This is a genomic window from Paenibacillus shunpengii (assembly GCF_042684905.1).
Taxonomy (GTDB): Bacteria; Bacillota; Bacilli; order Paenibacillales; family Paenibacillaceae; genus Paenibacillus; species Paenibacillus shunpengii.
This window is the reverse complement of record NZ_JBHUMJ010000002.1, coordinates 704,615-722,818: the sequence shown is the minus strand read 5'-3', so window position 1 is coordinate 722,818 and position 18,204 is coordinate 704,615. Positions and strand designations below refer to the sequence as shown.

General features: G+C 47.8%; 17 protein-coding genes and 5 tRNA genes. 11 read left to right on the top strand and 11 right to left on the bottom strand.

Annotated features, from left to right (window positions below; translation table 11 throughout):
- Positions 1–906, bottom strand: coding sequence for an urea ABC transporter permease subunit UrtB (gene urtB, locus ACFSVM_RS03215; protein WP_076311965.1), 906 nt, complete (start codon positions 904–906; stop codon positions 1–3).
- A 41-nt stretch (positions 907–947) separates the two neighbouring features.
- On the bottom strand, positions 948–2,213 hold the full coding sequence (gene urtA, locus ACFSVM_RS03210; protein WP_379260367.1) for an urea ABC transporter substrate-binding protein: 1,266 nt from the start codon (positions 2,211–2,213) through the stop codon (positions 948–950).
- A gap of 404 nt (positions 2,214–2,617) precedes the next feature.
- Between urtA and ACFSVM_RS03205 the strand changes: the two genes are divergently transcribed.
- From ACFSVM_RS03205 to ACFSVM_RS03180, 6 genes are read left to right on the top strand one after another with little or no spacing between them, the layout of a single operon-like run.
- Positions 2,618–2,920, top strand: coding sequence for an urease subunit gamma (locus ACFSVM_RS03205; RefSeq protein WP_047912301.1), 303 nt, complete (start codon positions 2,618–2,620; stop codon positions 2,918–2,920).
- A gap of 51 nt (positions 2,921–2,971) precedes the next feature.
- Complete coding sequence (locus ACFSVM_RS03200; RefSeq protein ID WP_379260365.1) at positions 2,972–3,361, top strand: urease subunit beta; 390 nt, start codon at positions 2,972–2,974, stop codon at positions 3,359–3,361.
- Positions 3,358–5,076 (top strand): urease subunit alpha, encoded by a 1,719-nt coding sequence (ureC, locus tag ACFSVM_RS03195; RefSeq protein WP_047912133.1) that lies wholly within the window; start codon positions 3,358–3,360, stop codon positions 5,074–5,076. The genes ACFSVM_RS03200 and ureC overlap by 4 nt, the downstream gene beginning before the upstream one ends.
- A gap of 34 nt (positions 5,077–5,110) precedes the next feature.
- Positions 5,111–5,809, top strand: a complete 699-nt coding sequence (locus ACFSVM_RS03190; RefSeq protein ID WP_379260362.1) for an urease accessory protein UreF — start codon at positions 5,111–5,113, stop codon at positions 5,807–5,809.
- A gap of 46 nt (positions 5,810–5,855) precedes the next feature.
- On the top strand, positions 5,856–6,575 hold the full coding sequence (gene ureG / locus ACFSVM_RS03185) for an urease accessory protein UreG (RefSeq protein ID WP_076311970.1): 720 nt from the start codon (positions 5,856–5,858) through the stop codon (positions 6,573–6,575).
- A complete protein-coding gene (locus ACFSVM_RS03180; RefSeq protein WP_379260360.1) occupies positions 6,535–7,434 on the top strand; it encodes an urease accessory protein UreD in 900 nt (299 codons plus the stop codon). Before ureG ends, ACFSVM_RS03180 begins: the two co-directional genes overlap by 41 nt.
- Positions 7,435–7,509: 75 nt before the next feature.
- Here the strand turns inward: ACFSVM_RS03180 and ACFSVM_RS03175 are convergent, their stop codons facing one another.
- A complete protein-coding gene (locus ACFSVM_RS03175; protein ID WP_379260358.1) occupies positions 7,510–7,893 on the bottom strand; it encodes a helix-turn-helix domain-containing protein in 384 nt (127 codons plus the stop codon).
- Between the two features lie 265 nt (positions 7,894–8,158).
- On the opposite strand from ACFSVM_RS03175, the gene ACFSVM_RS03170 reads away from it, so the two are divergent.
- Positions 8,159–9,001, top strand: a complete 843-nt coding sequence (locus ACFSVM_RS03170) for a DegV family protein (protein ID WP_076311973.1) — start codon at positions 8,159–8,161, stop codon at positions 8,999–9,001.
- A gap of 212 nt (positions 9,002–9,213) precedes the next feature.
- On the opposite strand, the gene ACFSVM_RS03165 is transcribed toward ACFSVM_RS03170, so the two are convergent.
- The 3 genes from ACFSVM_RS03165 to ACFSVM_RS03155 form a co-directional block, all read right to left on the bottom strand.
- Positions 9,214–9,296, bottom strand: a tRNA-Leu gene (locus tag ACFSVM_RS03165).
- Between the two features lie 9 nt (positions 9,297–9,305).
- Positions 9,306–9,381 (bottom strand) — tRNA-Lys (locus ACFSVM_RS03160).
- A 72-nt stretch (positions 9,382–9,453) separates the two neighbouring features.
- Positions 9,454–9,525 (bottom strand) — tRNA-Glu (locus tag ACFSVM_RS03155).
- 239 nt (positions 9,526–9,764) lie between these two features.
- Here ACFSVM_RS03155 and ACFSVM_RS03150 point away from each other — a divergent pair.
- Positions 9,765–10,541 (top strand): DeoR/GlpR family DNA-binding transcription regulator, encoded by a 777-nt coding sequence (locus ACFSVM_RS03150; protein WP_076311974.1) that lies wholly within the window; start codon positions 9,765–9,767, stop codon positions 10,539–10,541.
- Positions 10,541–11,419, top strand: coding sequence for a Cof-type HAD-IIB family hydrolase (locus tag ACFSVM_RS03145; protein WP_076312591.1), 879 nt, complete (start codon positions 10,541–10,543; stop codon positions 11,417–11,419). Before ACFSVM_RS03150 ends, ACFSVM_RS03145 begins: the two co-directional genes overlap by 1 nt.
- Before the next feature lie 233 nt (positions 11,420–11,652).
- Here ACFSVM_RS03145 and ACFSVM_RS03140 read toward each other — a convergent pair.
- From ACFSVM_RS03140 to ACFSVM_RS03130, 3 genes are all read right to left on the bottom strand, one after another.
- Positions 11,653–11,741: transfer RNA gene (locus ACFSVM_RS03140), tRNA-Ser, on the bottom strand.
- A gap of 1 nt (position 11,742) precedes the next feature.
- Positions 11,743–11,818: transfer RNA gene (locus ACFSVM_RS03135), tRNA-Asn, on the bottom strand.
- Between the two features lie 43 nt (positions 11,819–11,861).
- Positions 11,862–12,332 carry a SprT family protein gene (locus ACFSVM_RS03130; protein ID WP_379260356.1) on the bottom strand — a complete coding sequence of 157 codons (471 nt, stop codon included), beginning with the start codon at positions 12,330–12,332 and terminating at the stop codon, positions 11,862–11,864.
- Between the two features lie 119 nt (positions 12,333–12,451).
- Here ACFSVM_RS03130 and ACFSVM_RS03125 point away from each other — a divergent pair, with 119 nt between their 5' ends.
- Together ACFSVM_RS03125 and cmpA are read left to right on the top strand one after the other, a co-directional pair.
- The gene (locus tag ACFSVM_RS03125) at positions 12,452–12,808 is read left to right on the top strand and encodes a hydrolase/acyltransferase (RefSeq protein WP_076311976.1); all 357 of its coding nucleotides are present in this window, start codon (positions 12,452–12,454) and stop codon (positions 12,806–12,808) included.
- Between the two features lie 179 nt (positions 12,809–12,987).
- Positions 12,988–13,134 carry a cortex morphogenetic protein CmpA gene (cmpA, locus tag ACFSVM_RS03120; RefSeq protein ID WP_090726023.1) on the top strand — a complete coding sequence of 49 codons (147 nt, stop codon included), beginning with the start codon at positions 12,988–12,990 and terminating at the stop codon, positions 13,132–13,134.
- Positions 13,135–13,206: 72 nt separating this feature from the next.
- Here cmpA and ACFSVM_RS03115 read toward each other — a convergent pair whose 3' ends face one another.
- Entirely contained in the window at positions 13,207–15,396 is a 2,190-nt protein-coding gene (locus ACFSVM_RS03115) for a Tex family protein (protein WP_076312592.1), read from the bottom strand.
- A 530-nt stretch (positions 15,397–15,926) separates the two neighbouring features.
- Positions 15,927–18,116: an alpha-galactosidase gene (locus ACFSVM_RS03110; RefSeq protein ID WP_379260353.1), complete on the bottom strand. Its 2,190-nt coding sequence runs from the start codon at positions 18,114–18,116 to the stop codon at positions 15,927–15,929.
- Between the last annotated feature and the right edge of the window lie 88 nt (positions 18,117–18,204).

Genomic DNA, 18,204 nt, shown 5'->3' with positions numbered 1-18,204 from the left:
CTAGTCTAAACTGCGTGAGCGCAGTGCCACGAGTCCCCGCGGTTTCCATTGCAAGAATGCAACAATACAAGCAAATACAAGCACCTTGCCAATCGATGCACTTGTGTATGTTTCAAACAATGTATTGAACACGCCAATACCCAGCGCACCCGCAACGGTACCTACCAGCTTCCCAACACCGCCAAGCACGACAACCATAAATGCATCCACGATATAATAGGTTCCAAGAGACGGACCAATAGGTCCGAGCAGCGTCAATGCACAGCCCGCGATCCCGGCGATACCAGAACCAATAGCAAAGGTAAGTCCATCTACCTGTCTGGTGGAAATCCCGAGACATCCCGCCATGTTGCGGTTTTGCATTACCGCTCGCATACGCCGTCCCTGAGCCGTCTTATAGATGTAGATATACATTAGAAGCAGCACTACAACCACCAACAGGATGATAAACAGTCTTGTATACGGGAGAACAATAGAATCCGTGACTGCGAATCCTCCATTAAGCCAGGAAGGACTGGTTACCCCGACATTCGGGGCACCAAAAATCGTCCTTGCCAGCTGCTGCAATATCATCCCAACGCCCCAGGTAGCCAGAAGGCTATCCAGAGGACGTCCGTATAAATGACGAATGAGCAGTACTTCAAGCAGCCACCCTACTGCTGCAGCAATCAGAAAAGAAACCGGCAGCGCCACTAGGAAATAAGTATTAAACCAAGAAGCCGGCATGTAGGAGATAAACAGATTTTGCGTGACGAATGTCGCGTAAGCTCCAATCATGATCATCTCCCCATGCGCCATATTAATGACGTTCATGAGCCCGAAGGTAACAGCAAGACCCAGTGCAATCAAGAGCAGAATGGAACTTACACTAAGTCCATTAAAGGCTTGCAGTATAAACATATCCATCCGAGTTCTGCCTCCTTCCCTTAGTATAGAAAATATGCGATTTATTCAGCGCTGAGCGATTTACCCCATTCATAGGTTTCAAGATATGGGTCTGGCTTTACAGGCTCGCCTGAATTCCACAGCTCTTTGAATTGTCCATCTGACTGCACTTCACCGATCCGAACGGTTTTGTAAATATGCTGATTATCACCATCAATCGTCACTTTTCCGCTTGGCGCATCAAACTCGATCCCTTTTGCTGCTTCCTTCACCTTCTCCACATCTGTCGATCCCGCCTTCTCAACCGCGGCCTTCCATAAATAAACCGCCGTATATCCTGCTTCAATCGGATCTGCCGTTACACGGTCTTCACCATATTTTGCTTTGTAGGCTTCTGTGAACTTGGTATTCTCCGGAGTTTCTGTCGTTTGATAATAATTCCATGCCGCAAGATGACCTGTCAGCACATCCGCACCAATGCCTCGAATCTCTTCCTCCGCTACACTGACAGAGAGAGTCGTTATATCCTCAGAGGTGATGCCCGCATCCTTTAATTGTTTAAAAAAGGCAACGTTACTGTCCCCATTCAGCGTGTTGTATACGACATCAGGGTCAGCTGCTTTGATCTTGCTGATAATCGTACTGTAGTCCGTATGTCCTAATGGTGTATACTCTTCTCCTACGACCTCTCCGCCCTCAGCCTGCAGCTGTGCCGTTATAATCTTGTTCGCTGTCTTAGGGAAAACATAGTCTGAGCCTAGCAGAAAGAACTTCTTACCCCGATTCTCCAGCAGCCAGCTGACCGAAGGTACGATCTGCTGATTCGTCGTCGCGCCGGTATAGAAGATGTTAGGCGAAGCTTCCAAGCCCTCATACTGAACAGGATAGAAGAGTAGTCCATTGTTCGATTCAACGACAGGCAGCATAGCTTTACGACTTGCGGAAGTCCATCCTCCAAACACCGCCGCCACTTTATCCTGCTGGAGCAGCTTCCCTGCCTTCTCTGCAAAGATCGCTGGATCAGAGGCACCATCTTCAATGACAGGCTCGATCTGTTTGCCAAGCACGCCGCCGGCTGCATTAATTTCCTCAATCGCCAACATCTCCGCATCCTTAACCGATACCTCACTTATGGACATCGTCCCGCTGAGAGAATGCAGTACGCCAACTTTAATCGTATCCCCGTCTGAAGCAGCTGCCGTTTCTGCTCCTTCCGTACCCGTCGTTTGCTGTGTAGCCGTTTCTCCACCGGATGATACACATCCAGACAGCATCAGAACACCAGCGATCATGACAGGAAACCATTTGCCGAACTTTTTCTTTAACATAGACTCCACTCCCCTTTGTTTTTTCCCTCAGACCGAACATTCGCATAAATTTTTCCAACAATGTTTGGTGATCACATTATAGGTGCATCTATTTTGTTATGTCAATATTCCTTACATAATTTTATTTTTCGCCTAACTCGATCATGCATCTTCACAAAATGATATGATTATCATTGACAAAGCATTCTTATCTGTGTGAGTATATTTAACATAAAATGATCTATTTCAATTCTATCGTTTCTAGCAAAGATAGATATTTCCACAGCCTCATCGGCAGTAGGATGGGTTTAATCACACAACAATAAAATGAACGCTTTTGCTCCACCCATCCGTTGTATTATGATGTTAGATATCAAACTTGAAAAATCTAGAAATAGATTGTAGTGCAGAAAGGTTGGATTCATGTGCACTGGACTGAGGAAGAAAAAGACAAACTGCTTGTTACCGTAGCTGCCAACTTGGCCAGGGAACGCAAGGCGCGCGGACTCAAATTGAATGTACCCGAAGCCATCGCCATCCTGACCTCTGAAGTGCTGGAGCGAGCTCGCGACGGCATGACAGTTGCAGAGCTGATGCGCTATGGAGGAACGGTATTGACGAAGGAGGACTGTATGGAGGGTGTACCGGATATGATTCCGGAGGTACAGGTAGAGGCTACTTTTCCCGACGGGACGAAGCTGGTAACCATTCATGAGCCGATTCGCTGACTCTTACGCAATAGTAACAGAATACACGCATAGAAAGGCAGGGAATTCATCTTGATCCCAGGAGAATACAGGTTAAAGAAGGAAGACATCATCTGTCATCCTGATCGTGACACGATTCAGCTCACCGTGATCAACCGGGGAGACCGGCCGGTGCAGATCGGTTCACACGTCCATTTCTACGAGGTGAATGCCCAGCTTGAATTCGATCGCAAGAGTGCCTACGGACGCAGACTGCATATTCCAGCAGGAACTGCTGTACGTTTTGAGCCCGGTGAGGAGAAGCCTGTAGATCTGACTACATTTGGTGGGAAGCAGAGAATTCAGGGCTTTAACAATCTGACCAACGGATCACTGGATCAGCCTGCTGATGAGGTCAAGCTTAAGACATTTATCGAAAGGTTCGGTGCTCCCGCAGCGAATAACGAGGGTGATCCATCATGAAGAAAATGACACGTGAGCAGTATGCGTCTATGTTCGGACCCACAACCGGTGATGCCATCCGGCTCGCAGATACAGAGCTGTGGGCAGAGATCGAGAAGGATTACGCCGTATATGGTGATGAGAGCAAGTTTGGCGGAGGCAAGGTCATCCGAGATGGCATGGGTCAATCGGCTTCTGCCCTGCGAAGTCAAGGAACACCGGATACAGTCATTACGAACGTTGTCATCATAGACCATTGGGGTATTGTAAAGGCGGATATCGGAATTCGGGATGGGTTCATTTGCGGCATAGGCAAATCCGGGAACCCGGATACGATGGACGGCGTTGATCCTGCTCTCATTATTGGCGCAGCAACCGAAATTATAGCCGGTGAAGGGCATATCATCACTGCCGGAGGAATAGACACACATATCCACTTTATCGCACCACAGCAGATACGTACTGCCATCAATTCAGGTATCACGACGATGATCGGGGGCGGAACCGGGCCCGCTACAGGCACCAAGGCCACCACTTGCACTCCGGGCGAATGGCATATACATACGATGCTGCAGTCCGCGGAAGGCTTTCCGATGAATCTCGGGTTCCTGGGCAAAGGAAACAGCTCAACAACGGAACCACTGATCGAACAGATTAAGGCTGGGGCAATCGGACTGAAGCTGCATGAAGATTGGGGTACAACGCCCGCTGCGATCGACGCTTGTCTTACTGCAGCCGAGCAGCAAGACGTACAGGTAGCCATTCATACGGATACATTGAATGAGACCGGCTTCTTGGAGAGCACACTTGCCGCGATTAACGGCCGCACCATCCACACCTATCATACAGAGGGTGCTGGCGGGGGACATGCCCCTGATATCATTCGTGCTGCAGGAGAGAACTACGTTATCCCCTCCTCCACGAATCCAACCAGACCTTACACACGAAATACGGTTGAAGAGCATCTGGACATGCTCATGGTGTGCCACCATCTGGATCCATCCATACCAGAGGACGTCGCTTTTGCAGATTCACGGATTCGTCCGGAGACCATTGCAGCTGAAGATATTCTTCATGATCTTGGTGTATTCAGTATTATCAGCTCGGATTCACAGGCTATGGGCCGGGTAGGCGAAGTCATTATCCGCACCTGGCAAACCGCCGACAAGATGAAGAAGCAGCGCGGTAAGCTCTCGATCACCGAGAATTCGCCATCGGACAATGACCGGATTAAACGTTATGTCGCCAAATACACGATCAATCCTGCAATCGCTCACGGAATCAGTCATATTGTCGGATCGGTTGAAGTCGGCAAATGGGCAGATCTTGTGCTGTGGAGCCCGGCGTATTTTGGAGTCAAACCAGAGATGGTGCTGAAGGGCGGTATTATAACCCAGGCCCAGATGGGTGACCCGAATGCCTCTATACCGACACCGCAGCCCGTATTTAACCGTCCCATGTTTGGTTCGTTCGGTAAAGCGCTGCAGAAAGGCTCCATTACCTTCGTTTCCCAAGCTGCCAAAGAAGCAGGCATAGGCGAGCTGCTCGGCTTGACTAAACGTATTGAGGCCGTTAAAGGCTGCCGAAGCGTGACCAAGAAGGACATGATTCACAACAATGTTACACCAGTCATAGAAGTCGATCCCGAAACTTATGAAGTCAAAGCTGACGGAGAGCCGCTCACCTGCGAGCCTGCCGAGAGTCTTCCTATGACACAGCGATATTTCATGTTCTGATCCGCTCATTAGACTTTAAGGAAGTGGTTACACATTGCAGACCAACTCTACGATTAAATTACTAAGATACGCACAGCTGCTGGATTCGGCACTTCCCATAGGAGGCTTCTCCCATTCTTCAGGGCTCGAAACCTATACCGCCGAAGGGGTAATCCGGACAAGCGAAGAGCTCGCTTCATTCATTCGCAGCCAGCTGACCGGGAGTCTCACCCGTTTAGATGGACTTGCCATGAAGGGTGTGTACGAGGCAGCAGCGAATAACAACCCTGAGGGAATCGCCTTTTATGACAAGCGTCTGTTTGCCCAGCGCTCCCCTAGAGAACTGCGAGAGAGCTCTCACAAAATGGGAAAACGCCTAGTGAAGCTGGCGCGAAGTATATACACCGACCTAGACCTCGATTTGCTCGATATCTCTGTTCGGGATCATCGCGCTCTATGCTGCCTGCCGACTGTGCATGCCTATATCGCCTTCCAGCTGGAGATTGGTCTAGATGAGGCAGTAACCGGGCATTTATATACCGCAGTTACAGCTTATGTAAACAGCGCGTTACGGTTAATGCCGATAGGTCAGACTGAAGCGCAGCGATTGATTCAGGAGCTTATCCTTGATATCGAAGCAGCCTGGAACACAGTCAAAGACACCGATCCTATGGGGATGAGCAGCTATAGCTTTGCTCAAGAAATTTATGCCATGAGGCACGAAACACTGCCAGCCAGATTGTTTATGTCTTGAAGTAAAACGAACTATATATTTCTTAAAAATCAGGAGGATGATTCATATGTGTGGAACAGGCTCAAATCATCATCATCACGCAAATTGGGAGAGAATTCCGTTCGATCACAGTCGCCCAATGCGTATCGGTATCGGGGGTCCGGTTGGCTCCGGCAAGACTGCCCTTGTAGAGAAGCTGTCCAAGGCTTTGCGTACACGCTACAGCATAGCAGTCATTACCAACGACATCTATACCAAAGAGGATGCTGAAATCCTTCTTCGCCAGAATGCTCTCGATAGCAGCCGCATTATCGGTGTTGAGACCGGAGGCTGCCCGCATACTGCGATACGCGAGGATGCTTCCATGAACTTCGAAGCCGTAGAGGAGCTGCAAGAACGCTTTGATGATCTGCAAATGATCTTTATCGAGAGCGGCGGGGATAATCTGTCCGCTGCCTTCAGTCCGGAGCTGGCTGATGTATTTATCTACATCATTGACGTAGCCCAAGGCGAGAAGCTCCCTCGTAAAGGCGGTCCTGGTATCACACGTTCGGACCTCCTGCTCATCAACAAGACCGACCTCGCCCCATTCGTTGGCGCAGACCTCAGCGTCATGGAGTCAGATACGCAAAAAGTGCGCGAAGGCCGCCCTTATGTGATGTCCAATCTGATGAGCGGCGAAGGCGTATCCGAGATTATCCATTGGCTTGAGCACCAGCTCATGGATGATGAGGCAGCTGCTGCCCATGAGCATGCTCATGAACACGGCCATCACCACTCCCACTAATCTCCGGTCAGAAGAGCGGACAGATCTGTATCCGTCCGGTACGAAACGAAGTGAGCTGTATGCCACCTTTGAACGCAAAGGTGGCCTCACTTATATTACGGACCGGTATCATACTGTGCCGCTGAGAATCAGCCGGACCTTTCGCCTTCCCGGCAGTGACGGAGAGCTATGTGTATACACCTCAGATGTATCACCGGGTGTGATGAATGGTGATGCGTATGATTCAAAATGGCTGCTTAAGGAAGGAGCTCATGTAGTCCTCACTAGTACTTCGGCTACGAGACTGCATCCGACACCGACCCTCCCTTCCTCTGTGAGCCACACCTTTCATTTGGAACAGGGCGCAATACTAGAGTACTTCCCAGAATGCGTTATCCCTTTTGCAGGAAGTCGTTCTGTCTTGACTACAGCATTCCATCTCGGTAAAAACGCCACTCTAGTCTATGCGGATGTATGGTCGGCTGGCCGGGTACATCGCGGAGAGCAATTTGACTTTATTCACTTCCAAGGCCACACCGAGGTATGGAAGGAGCAAGAGCTCCTTGTCTGGGATCGATTCTCCGTTGAGCCGGGTCTTGAGGAAGTAAATAACCTGTCAGGGATGCTCGATTATACGCATATGGCCGCTTTATGGATTGCAGGAGAGAATATCAGCGCGAAGGAGCTTACAGTTATACGAGAAGCCCTTCCACAAACCGGCCGTATTCTAGCAGGCGCAACCCTTCTCGCAGGTGGACAAGGGATCGCTGTACGCATGCTCGGGAGAGCAGCCTTTGAGCTTCAGGAGTTTTGTATTGAATTGTGGAATCAGATCAGACCTGAAGTAATAGGTAAGGTCCCTCTGCAATTCAGAAAATAGAGTCAAATAAAGGCCATGATCTGCTGTACAGCAAATCATGGCCTTTCGTATGTAAAGCGCACTATCAAATCATAGTCAAGACAGTTCATCCGTACCGTTATCTGCTCGCTTCTGCTTCCGGTAACGTGTAAATTCGATATATTCCTTAATGAATTCCTGTTCCTTTATCGTCAAACCAGAAATCGTATCATCCGAAAAAGCATGCTCCGAGTGCCCCTTAGTCTCATAAGTCGCGCTCTGCTCTTTAATAAGAGTATCGCTTCTACCGACCATAATCCAGTCCAGACTGACATCAAAAAAGGCTGCAATTTCAATCAGCTTAGCCGTACTTGGTATAGATTTTCCCCGTTTCCAATCACCCAGATTTCCGGTGCTAATCTTAAGTTCCTCACAGAAGGCTTTTTTTGTCATCCCACGCTCATTAATTAATTTCTCAATTCGTAAATAAATAGAATGCATATAAGCCCGCCTTCCAGTTATGTCATTATCTAGTCCATTTTGCAAATAAACTTCACAATAATTTCATATTATATCATACACAAGTTCTATCCTCAGCCTACCATTTGAACCCGGTATGCCTACTCGTATATACTAATATAAATGTCCAGATTAATAGAGCAAAAGTGCTAACTGCCCTTCCCTTTTAAGCCTTTACGAATATACGAATATTAGGAGATTATCACTCGTCTTTAACAGTCTGGATTTTGGCATAAGGAGTGAATGAATGAAGAAGATTAAGATCGTGACGGACTCTACAGTGGACATTTCCCAATCCGTCATACAGCGTCATGGAATTGAAGTGGTACCTCTATCCTTTTCTATTAATGGTGTGAATTATGTCGATGGTATTGATATTACTCCAGAACAATTCATCCAGAAAATGAAGCAGAGCAACGAGCTGCCCAAAAGCTCACAGCCTGCAGCTGGTGAATTTTTGGAGCGTTACAACCGGCTTCATGAGGAAGGTTATGAAATTATATCCATTCACATGACAGGCAGTATGAGCGGTACGGTACGTTCAGCAGAAATGGCTGCCGAGATGTCCAGCGCCAAAGTAACTGTCATTGATTCTCAATACATTTCGAAGGGCCTCTCGTTTCAGGTGCTGGAAGCAGCAGCATGGGCAGCAGAAGGTAAGAGCACTTCCGAGATTGTCGATCGATTGACCGAAATTCGTAATCAGACTAAGCTATATGTCGCAGTAGATACCCTTGAGAATCTGGTAAAGGGCGGACGTATCGGTAAGAGCAAGGGCCTCATCGGCTCACTGCTTCATATTAAACCGATTGCTATGTTATCTGACGGTAAGTATACACCTGTCATCAACCTGCGCAGTCACGCCCAAATCGTCAGACATTTGGCCAAACAATTTGCAGAAGACGTGAAGGGCAAGACTATTCATAAAGTAGGAATTGCTCATGCAGAAGGGCATAAGTTAGCAGAGCAGTTGAAGGAAGCAATCATGGAATTAACAGGTCACAGTGATATTGATATCAGCTATACTTCTCCTATTATTAGTACGCATACCGGTGTAGGCGCCATTGGCTTTATGTATTATTATGGTTAAGCTATCAAGCTATCAAAACTAAACTATAGATGTGAGACATGATAGATAAGGACTATCTCTTGAGACAGCTACTACTCAAGTATAGTCCTTTTTTTAATGTACAATGCAGAATAAATCATTTTACCAGAATCGTCATACATTACAGCAGTCAGCAGGAGACATAAAAAGAGCCTTACGTTAAGCACGTAAGACTCTTTCACTAGTTATTAGGATGCGGTCGAGAGGACTCGAACCTCCACGGGTATACACCCACTACCCCCTCAAGATAGCGTGTCTGCCATTCCACCACGACCGCATATTAAACTGGTGAGCCATGAAGGACTCGAACCTTCGACACCCTGATTAAAAGTCAGGTGCTCTACCAACTGAGCTAATGGCTCTTGCTGAGTAATCCAATGATGTATGCCACTATGCGAAGTACATAAAGCTTGGATAAAGCTAAGATATTAAAGTGACCCGTAGGGGATTCGAACCCCTGTTACCTCCGTGAAAGGGAGGTGTCTTAACCCCTTGACCAACGGGCCTTATTTTTTTCGATCGCTCATTGGCGACTTTTAGAGTATATCAAATATAATAAGTATTTGACAAGCCCTTTTTTTAAAAAAATATAAACAAGTTTATAACCCTGATTGACTACCATATTTCACCAAAATAACGTAGATTGATGCACAATTACATGCTGTTCAATCTATTTAGGTTGCATAATTGCTTATTTTGACTTATGATGACTTATATTGATGCATCAACGTAAGGGGGTTTCCGCTTGTATCAGGAAGAACGCATGCAGCTTATCATGGACCATCTGGCCAATTCAGGTCGAATCTCTATAGAAGAAATCTGCTCGATCTTTGAAGTGTCCAGGGATACAGCAAGACGAGATCTGATCAAGCTTGAAGATCAGGATCTCATTGTACGCACCAGAGGCGGCGCACTACTCCCCTCCCCCATTCAGGAATTTAAAAATTATAAAGATCGTTTGACTACCGTCTCGAATGAGAAAAAGGCGATCGGTCGTCTGGCGGCTGCTCTCGTTCGCAAGGGAGATCGCATTATTCTGGACTCTTCAACCACCGTTCAGGCCTGCGCCGAATATTTACACCCGCAAGATTGCACGGTGATTACGAACTCCATTAACTCGGCAGACCTGCTGTCAGATAAAGATTCCATTCAAATCAGGCTCTTGGGAGGAATATTGCACAAGGAGCATCGCTACGTCTATGGCGCTTCCGTCATTGATACCTTATCCAACTATCATGTCGAGAAGGCTTTTATTGGTGTAGGTGGAGTGACGACCGATGGGCTTAGCTCGGATGATGAAGAAGGCAAGGTAAAGTTCAAGATGATGGAACAAGCCGATACCGTCATTGTGCTCGCGGATCACTCGAAGTTCGGACGTAACTATTTTTACCGATTTGCAGATTGGAGCATGGTCGACATCATGATTACAGATCGTTCTCCAGATAAAGAAATGCTGGATTTCTTGAAAAAGAATCAAGTTGAAGTGTTAATTCCCGACGACGATCAGGAGGTTACCCTATGATTAAGCTCATTGCTATAGATTTGGACGGAACACTGCTAAACAGTGACAGTAAGATTAGTGAAGAAAATGCAAACGCCATCCGCAAAGCCCAAAGCCTGGGCGTACACGTTACGATTGCTACAGGTCGAGCTCATGCTGACGTTAAGGCGATATGTGCAGAAGCCGGAATTAACACGCCGGTGATCGGGGCAAATGGAGCGACAACGCATGATGAGAATTCAAACCGAGTGGAGTCCATTCCAATGGATAGAAATACAGCTATGTCCGTACTGGAATGGCTTGATCAAAACCAATTTTATTATGAGGTCCTTACCGACCGGGCGATTTATTCGCCAAATGAAGGCCATCAGCTCATGTCTATAGAAATTGACCGTGCCTTAAGCGCGAATCCGGAAGAGAGCCTGGACCGCCTGCTTCGTATGGCAGAGAAGCAATATGAACAAACCGGAATTGTGCGAATCCCTTCCTATCGCAGCATTCCGCAGGATGCGGAAATATACAATATCTTGTCTCTATCCTTTGATAAGCAGAAGCTTGAGCTCGGACGCGCGAGATTCCGGAACAATCCGGAGGTAACCATGGTCATTTCTGCAGATCACAATTTTGAAGTTGAGCATCCGGATGCATCTAAAGGAAATGCACTGAGCAAACTGGCTGCAAGGCTCGGCATATCACTCGAGCATACGATGGCGATTGGAGACAGCAATAATGATGTATCCATGCTTACCCTTGCCGGAACCTCTGTCGCGATGGGCAATGCACATCCAGATATTCAGGCTATTGCCAAAGAGGTTACGCTTACCAATATTGAGAATGGCGTTGCGTACGCTATTGAACGTAAGCTGGCAGGCCTGAATTTGGAGCCCTCTTTAACTTAATTTTTGTGAATGCTGTAAGTAGATTCTGCCTTTTATGTCCTATGAAGCAAAAAAAAGCCCTCGCGGGCTTTTTTTGTTATATCGGACGGAGAGAGGGATACTCTCCTTCGGTCGAGACTGCGATGTAATCCTTCCGAAGCTTATGCTCCTACGAACCCTTATGGGTTCTCATCCCATCTATTATGTTCCATAAAGCAAAAAAAGCCCTCGCGGGCTTTCTTTGCTTTATGGAACGGAGAGAGAGGGATTCGAACCCTCGCACCGCTTACGCAGTCTAACCCCTTAGCAGAGGGTCCCCTTATAGCCACTTGGGTATCTCTCCATGGCTCCCCGAACAGGACTCGAACCTGTGACAACTCGATTAACAGTCGAGTGCTCTACCAACTGAGCTATCAGGGAACGTCAGCTGTAATTAATAATTTATCAAAAGTTTAGACGAGAGTCAAGCCTTCGTCAGCTCTGTTATTTTGAGTCTGCCGCTGCAGCGTCCACAGCGATATTTGCGCACATCTACTTTACGCTTACGCTTGTACACCTGTGAGCAGTTCTGACAGATCAGCTCATATTTATAGGGGAGTGATCTGCGAGCTTTTCCACCAGGCAAGCCCTGGCAGTACCTGCTCCCTCCTACCTGAGCTAACAGCTGCTTGAATTCCGGATCACGATGCTTATAGCCTCTTCCGCGTATATGCAAATGATAATGGCATAGCTCATGTTTAATGATCTTCTCTACCTCATCCGCTCCGTACACCGCTAACTGATGCGGATTAATCTCAATACGATGGCTGCGAAGCATATATCTGCCGCCTGTTGTCGTCAAACGTTTGTTAAAGACAGCCTCATGGCGAAAAGGTACACCGAAGCTATCCATGGATATCCGCTCTATCCAAGCCTGTAATTCTTCGTTTGTCATTAGATTCACACTTCTTCAGCTCACTTCCGTGCATTGTTTCTACTTGATTGTAACTATACCTTGGGATACACTGTCAAGGAACGTTTAAGAACGACGACCAAAAGGGGAGAATCATCGTTATGTCCAAGATGCGCTATATCATTATGCAGCATGCTGCTGGTCAGCTCGAATTTGTTGAAATGCCATCTGATTATGCCTATCAGCTTAGTGCTCTGAATCTGCGTCTCCACAAAGAGATCAGCAAGCTTACAGCAGATGTGGTTCCAACCTTACCAAGGGCCATTGCTGAATGCGATCAGCTGGATTTGCTCGAAGAGCAATACGCCATCACAGGCGGTCTTGATTATATTAACCAGCTGGAACGATCCTTTGCTTCTGTCAAAGAGGAGCACTACCCACTAGTTGCCCTGTTAACAGAGATTCGCGCCCTTCAGGCCCAGCTCGAACAATGGTATGAGGAAGAAGAACTCATCTAATTAACTCCTCCTGAATTAGAAATGACAAAATAACCGTTCTGCAGATCAAACTAAAGAAATGACGAATGTCTTCTTTAGCCGATCTGTCCAGAACGGTTATTTGATGTAGACCTGCACTAATCGGGCGTTTCCCCCATATGCTAACGTACAGATGTTAACGGGTGTTAGGAGGGATTCCCTTGCCACAGTGGCTGAGTAACCAACTTATGCGTGCATTTCACAAAAAGGACAGTCGTCAAATCAAGCTCTTGAACGAATGCTGGTTCTTCTATCGCAATCGTCCAGGCAATACTGGCGGAATAGAGGCCAATGATTCCAGACTATAGTAATCCATCTACAGCCGATAGCGCTTCTCTTTGCTCTCAGCGCATCGGCTGCTTTTTAACTTAAATGTCTATTTAAGCTTTATTCGGGTTCTTCATTGTCAGTGCAACTCGGCCTTTCTTCAGCTCGACACTAAGTACCCACACCGTCACATTATCCCCTACAGAAACGACATCCATCGGGTGCTTCACAAAGCCTTCACTCATCTGCGAGATGTGGACAAGCCCATCACTCTTAATTCCAATATCCACAAAAGCGCCGAAGTCGATAACATTCCGTACGGTTCCCTGCAGCTCCATACCCGCTTCCAGATCCTCAATCTTAAGCACATCGGTACGGAAGATTGGCAGCGGCAGCTCGTCCCGCGGATCGCGGCCCGGACGCTGCAGACTATCGATAATATCACGTAGTGTAGGCACACCCACCTCTAACTTGCCTGCAAGCTCTTCGATCCGCTGCTCATCGAGCATCTGCGCAAGCTCTTGGCTGCCGAGCTTGTCCAGATCCACCTTCAGCTCTTGGAAGAGCCGATCCACAACAGCATAGGATTCCGGATGGATTGCAGTGCGGTCCAGCGGATTCACTCCTTCAGAGATACGCATGAAGCCTGCACATTGCTCGAAGGTCTTCGCTCCTAAACGAGGGACTTTTTGCAGCTCCTTGCGTGTAGTGAATTTGCCGTTCTCCTCACGGTACTTCACAATGTTTTTGGCAATCGTTGCATTAACGCCTGCCACATACGACAGCAAGGAAGGAGAAGCGGTATTCACATCTACCCCTACATGGTTAACCGCGGATTCAACCACGGCCTTCAAGCTGTCCTCCAAATGCTTCTGAGAGACGTCGTGCTGATACTGGCCTACTCCAATGGCTTTGGGATCGATCTTGACGAGCTCTGCAAGCGGATCCTGTACACGGCGGGCAATCGAGGCAGCACTCCGCTCTGCTACATCCAGGTCAGGGAATTCCTCTTGAGCCAGCTTGGAAGCAGAATACACACTGGCACCTGCCTCGTTAACGATCAGATAAGCGAGTGACTTGGCTTCAAGCTCTTGAATGACCTCGGCCACGAACTGTTCTGTCTCGCGCGAAGCCGTTCCGTTACCAATTACAATCAGCTCAATATCATACTTGTGGATCAGCTCGTTAAATTTCTCTTTTGCTGCCTGCTTCTTATTGTTAGGCGGTGTTGGATAAGTCACAGCCACCTCCAGCAATTTACCCGTATCATCCACAACCGCAAGCTTACAGCCTGTACGGTAGGCAGGATCGACTCCCAGCACCCGCTTACCCTTGATCGGCGGCTGCAGTAGCAGACTGCGCAGGTTACCAGAGAAGATCGAGATCGCCTGGTTCTCCCCTTTTTCCGTAAGCTCGGCTCTGACCTCGCGCTCGATGGAAGGAGCAATCAGACGCTTATAGGCATCCTCAATTACGAACCGCATTTGCTCCTCAACGACCGAAGAAGGCTTCAGAATCTGGCGTCCAATATAGTTATGAACCGGTTCTGCATTCACATCGAGCCCGATCTTAAGAATATTTTCCCGCTCTCCCCGATTGATCGCCAGGATGCGGTGTGGCGGCATTTTTTTGGCCAGCTCACGGTAGCTGTAATAGTTCTCATACACGGATTCCACTTCAGCATCCTTCGCCTCGGAAGTGAGCACTCCATGGTCCAGCGTATAACGGCGAACCCATTTGCGAATTTCTGCATCGTCTGCAATATTTTCCGCAAGAATATCCAGGGCTCCTGCTAGTGCAGCTTCTGCACTCTCTACACCCAGCTCCTCATTCACATAGCTTGCTGCCTCTTCAAGCACATTTCCGTTCTTGGGCTGATTCCAGATCCATTCGGACAAGGGCTCAAGGCCTCTCTCCTTGGCAACGCTGGCACGGGTTTTTCTTTTTTGACGATAAGGCCGGTACAGGTCCTCTACCTCTTGAAGCTTCACTGCCTCGGTAATGGCTGCTGTAAGTTCTGGTGTAAGCTTACCCTGCTCATCAATAATCCGGATAACTTCTACCTTGCGATCCTCCAGATTGCGCAGATACAGGGTACGCTCTTCAATAAGACGCAATACGTTCTCATCCAGTTCACCGGTCATTTCCTTACGATATCGTGCGATGAAGGGTATCGTATTTCCTTCGTTCAGGAGGCCGACCGTCGTTCTAACCTGCTTGATTGTAAGCGACAGCTCCTTAGCCACTTGCTTCACAATTCGCTCTTCACGCTCTTGTTTTACTTGTTCTTCGTTAACTTCCATTGTCGTTGATTCCGTCAAAAAAATCCCTCTTTCCTGTAGGAATTACCTGGGGCGATCTTGAGTTGGAGGCGCTAGAGCAAACTACGAAGCTTAATGCTGCGCCTGTGAGTATGGTCTTCCAATCGCTGTTGTTCTTAGAGTTATACGATTTAATAAGACCTGATAAGGTTCAACTCTAAGAACAAAGGCGAACGCATTCGCTTCTCCAGTCCATTCTCACCTGCTCCGCAGCGCTCCGTTAATGCTGATGCATCCTCCAAAAAAATATCGCACCCTCCAATTTTTCTTTTTTTATATACTGCACATATTTTTTAGGTTAGTAGAAGTCGGTTTGTGCTCCGCTTCATTCTCTTTATTTTTCGGTTTAAAATGATTATTTTATCATCCGTTAATGAATGATGATACTTTATTATCACAGAACTTGACCTTAATTTCCACATCTGACCTGCTTTCCACCCCTTTTCAGGACAAAAAAAGACCGTTTCGGCCCACTTCAGTTATGGCCAAAACGGTCTGACTTTATATTAAATTTACACTCTCTTGAACCGATGAAGCTCGCTGTGGAAGTCTCCCTTTTTGCTTCCCACCGAAATTCCTGCATACATCAGTGCATCACCACTGTATACGCCATCTCCATTAACAAGGGCATAATCACGATCCGGGTCCAATCCGGTCAGCTTGAGGCGGGCCAGCGGAGCATTAGGCTCTGCAAGAACACGGAAGTAGAATACAGCAACATCCACGCCGTCTGGTGATACGAACATCCAAGCGGTTTCATTGCCTTCAAACGGACTTAAGAGCCGGTAGAATACACCGAATTGCACAAGCTCACGGATTTCCTTATAGAGTTCAACCTGCGCAGCTACAACGGACTTCTCCTCATCTGTGAACTTGGTCAGATCCAGCTCATAACCAAAATTACCGGACATTGCGACATTACCGCGAGTCTCAAGGGAAGTTGTACGTTCTACCTGGTGGTTAGGTACTGCTGAGATGTGCGAAGCCATCGCACTGACCGGATAAACAAGGCTTGTACCATATTGAATGCGAAGGCGGGATACCGCATCCGTATTATCGCTCGTCCAGGTCTGAGGCATGTAGTACAGCATCCCTGGATCGAAACGTCCACCGCCGCCGGAGCAGCTCTCGAACAGAATGTCAGGGAAAGCAGTGGTGATGCGTTCCATCACATCATATAGACCTAGCATATAACGATGTGCCGTCTCCTTCTGTCTCTCCGCAGGCAGCTGTGCAGAACCAATCTCCGTCATATTCCGGTTCATATCCCACTTCACATAAGTAATCGGTGCACTTGATAAAATATCTGTAATCATACGAACGATTTCATCCTGTACATCCTTGCGTGACATATCGAGCACGAGCTGCTGTCTGCCCTCTGTCCGGCGTCTGTCCGGGACATGCAGACACCAGTCCGGATGTGCCTTATACAATTCGCTGTCCGGTGAGATCATCTCCGGCTCGAACCACAGACCAAATTGCATTCCGGTATCGGTCACACGTTTCACAAGATGATCAAGTCCATCCGGCAGCTTCTTCTTGTCGACAACCCAATCTCCCAGCGAAGAGTTGTCGCTGTCACGATGACCGAACCAGCCGTCATCGAGAACAAATAGTTCGATGCCAAGCTCTTTGCCGGCTGCCGCAATACTCTCGATCTTGTCTGCATTGAAATTGAAATACGTCGCTTCCCAGTTGTTAACCAGAATTGGACGCTGCTGATCTCTGAATTTCCCGCGGGCTAATCTCTCCCGATACAAGGCATGGTAGCTGCGTGACATCCCGCCAAGACCTTGATCGGAATATACCATGACGACTTCTGGTGTTTGGAATGACTCTCCTGGTGTGAGCTGCCACCCAAACTCAAATGGATTAATACCAAGGGACATTCTCGTCGTCTTGAACTGATCCACTTCTGCCGCTGCTACGAAGCTTCCACTGTACACAAGGCTGAAGCCAAACACTTCACCGGACACTTCCGTTGCTCCAGGGGTAAGAAGCGCTGCAAATGGGTTCTGCTGATGTGAGCTGGATCCGCGGCGGCTTTCGACACTTTGCGTGCCCACCGTCAGCGGCTTGCGGATAATTTCCCGCTCCCTGACCCAAGCACCTGATAACTGAAGCCACTCGTAATCCGCATGTGGAAAATCAATACTTGCGCTCAGTGCACGCAAAATTTCACTGGTCGCATCGCCTGTATTGGTAATCCGGGCAGAGCGGGTAATCGCATTATAATGATTATAGGCAGTATAGCTAAGCTCAAGCTTGATTCCAGCAACCGCATCCTCCAGCTGAATAATGAGCGTATCTGCTTCATCCTCTTGCTCTATATAAGTCTGTGGAAGACCTTCTAACTGCGGCTTTCCGCGCACAATGCTGTGGCCTGTATATAAGAACTCGGTTACTGTGGAACCGTTTGCTTGTTTCCATTGAAGTGCCGGATTTCTAAAGTCACTCGTACCATATACCGGATATTCCTGCGGCAGTGTATCAAAGGATATTGTCCGGTCCTCAGGCACGGGATTTGGGCTGAAGGAAGAGCGCTCCTGACGCACCTGAAGCCAGCTTAAGTCACCGTGTCTTAGTTTTTTTCCATAATAGAGATGAGTCAAATGTCCTGTAGGCATGACTTGAAATACATAACTTGCTTCTACGGTTTGCAGATGGAATAATCGCTTTTCCTCGGTATAGAAAATCCCCATATTTCCCTCCATGGTCTCCACTGTTTCCAGCTTATCGGCTATCATTCGTAAGATGAATAACAGCGCTTTCAACAACATGAGACATCTT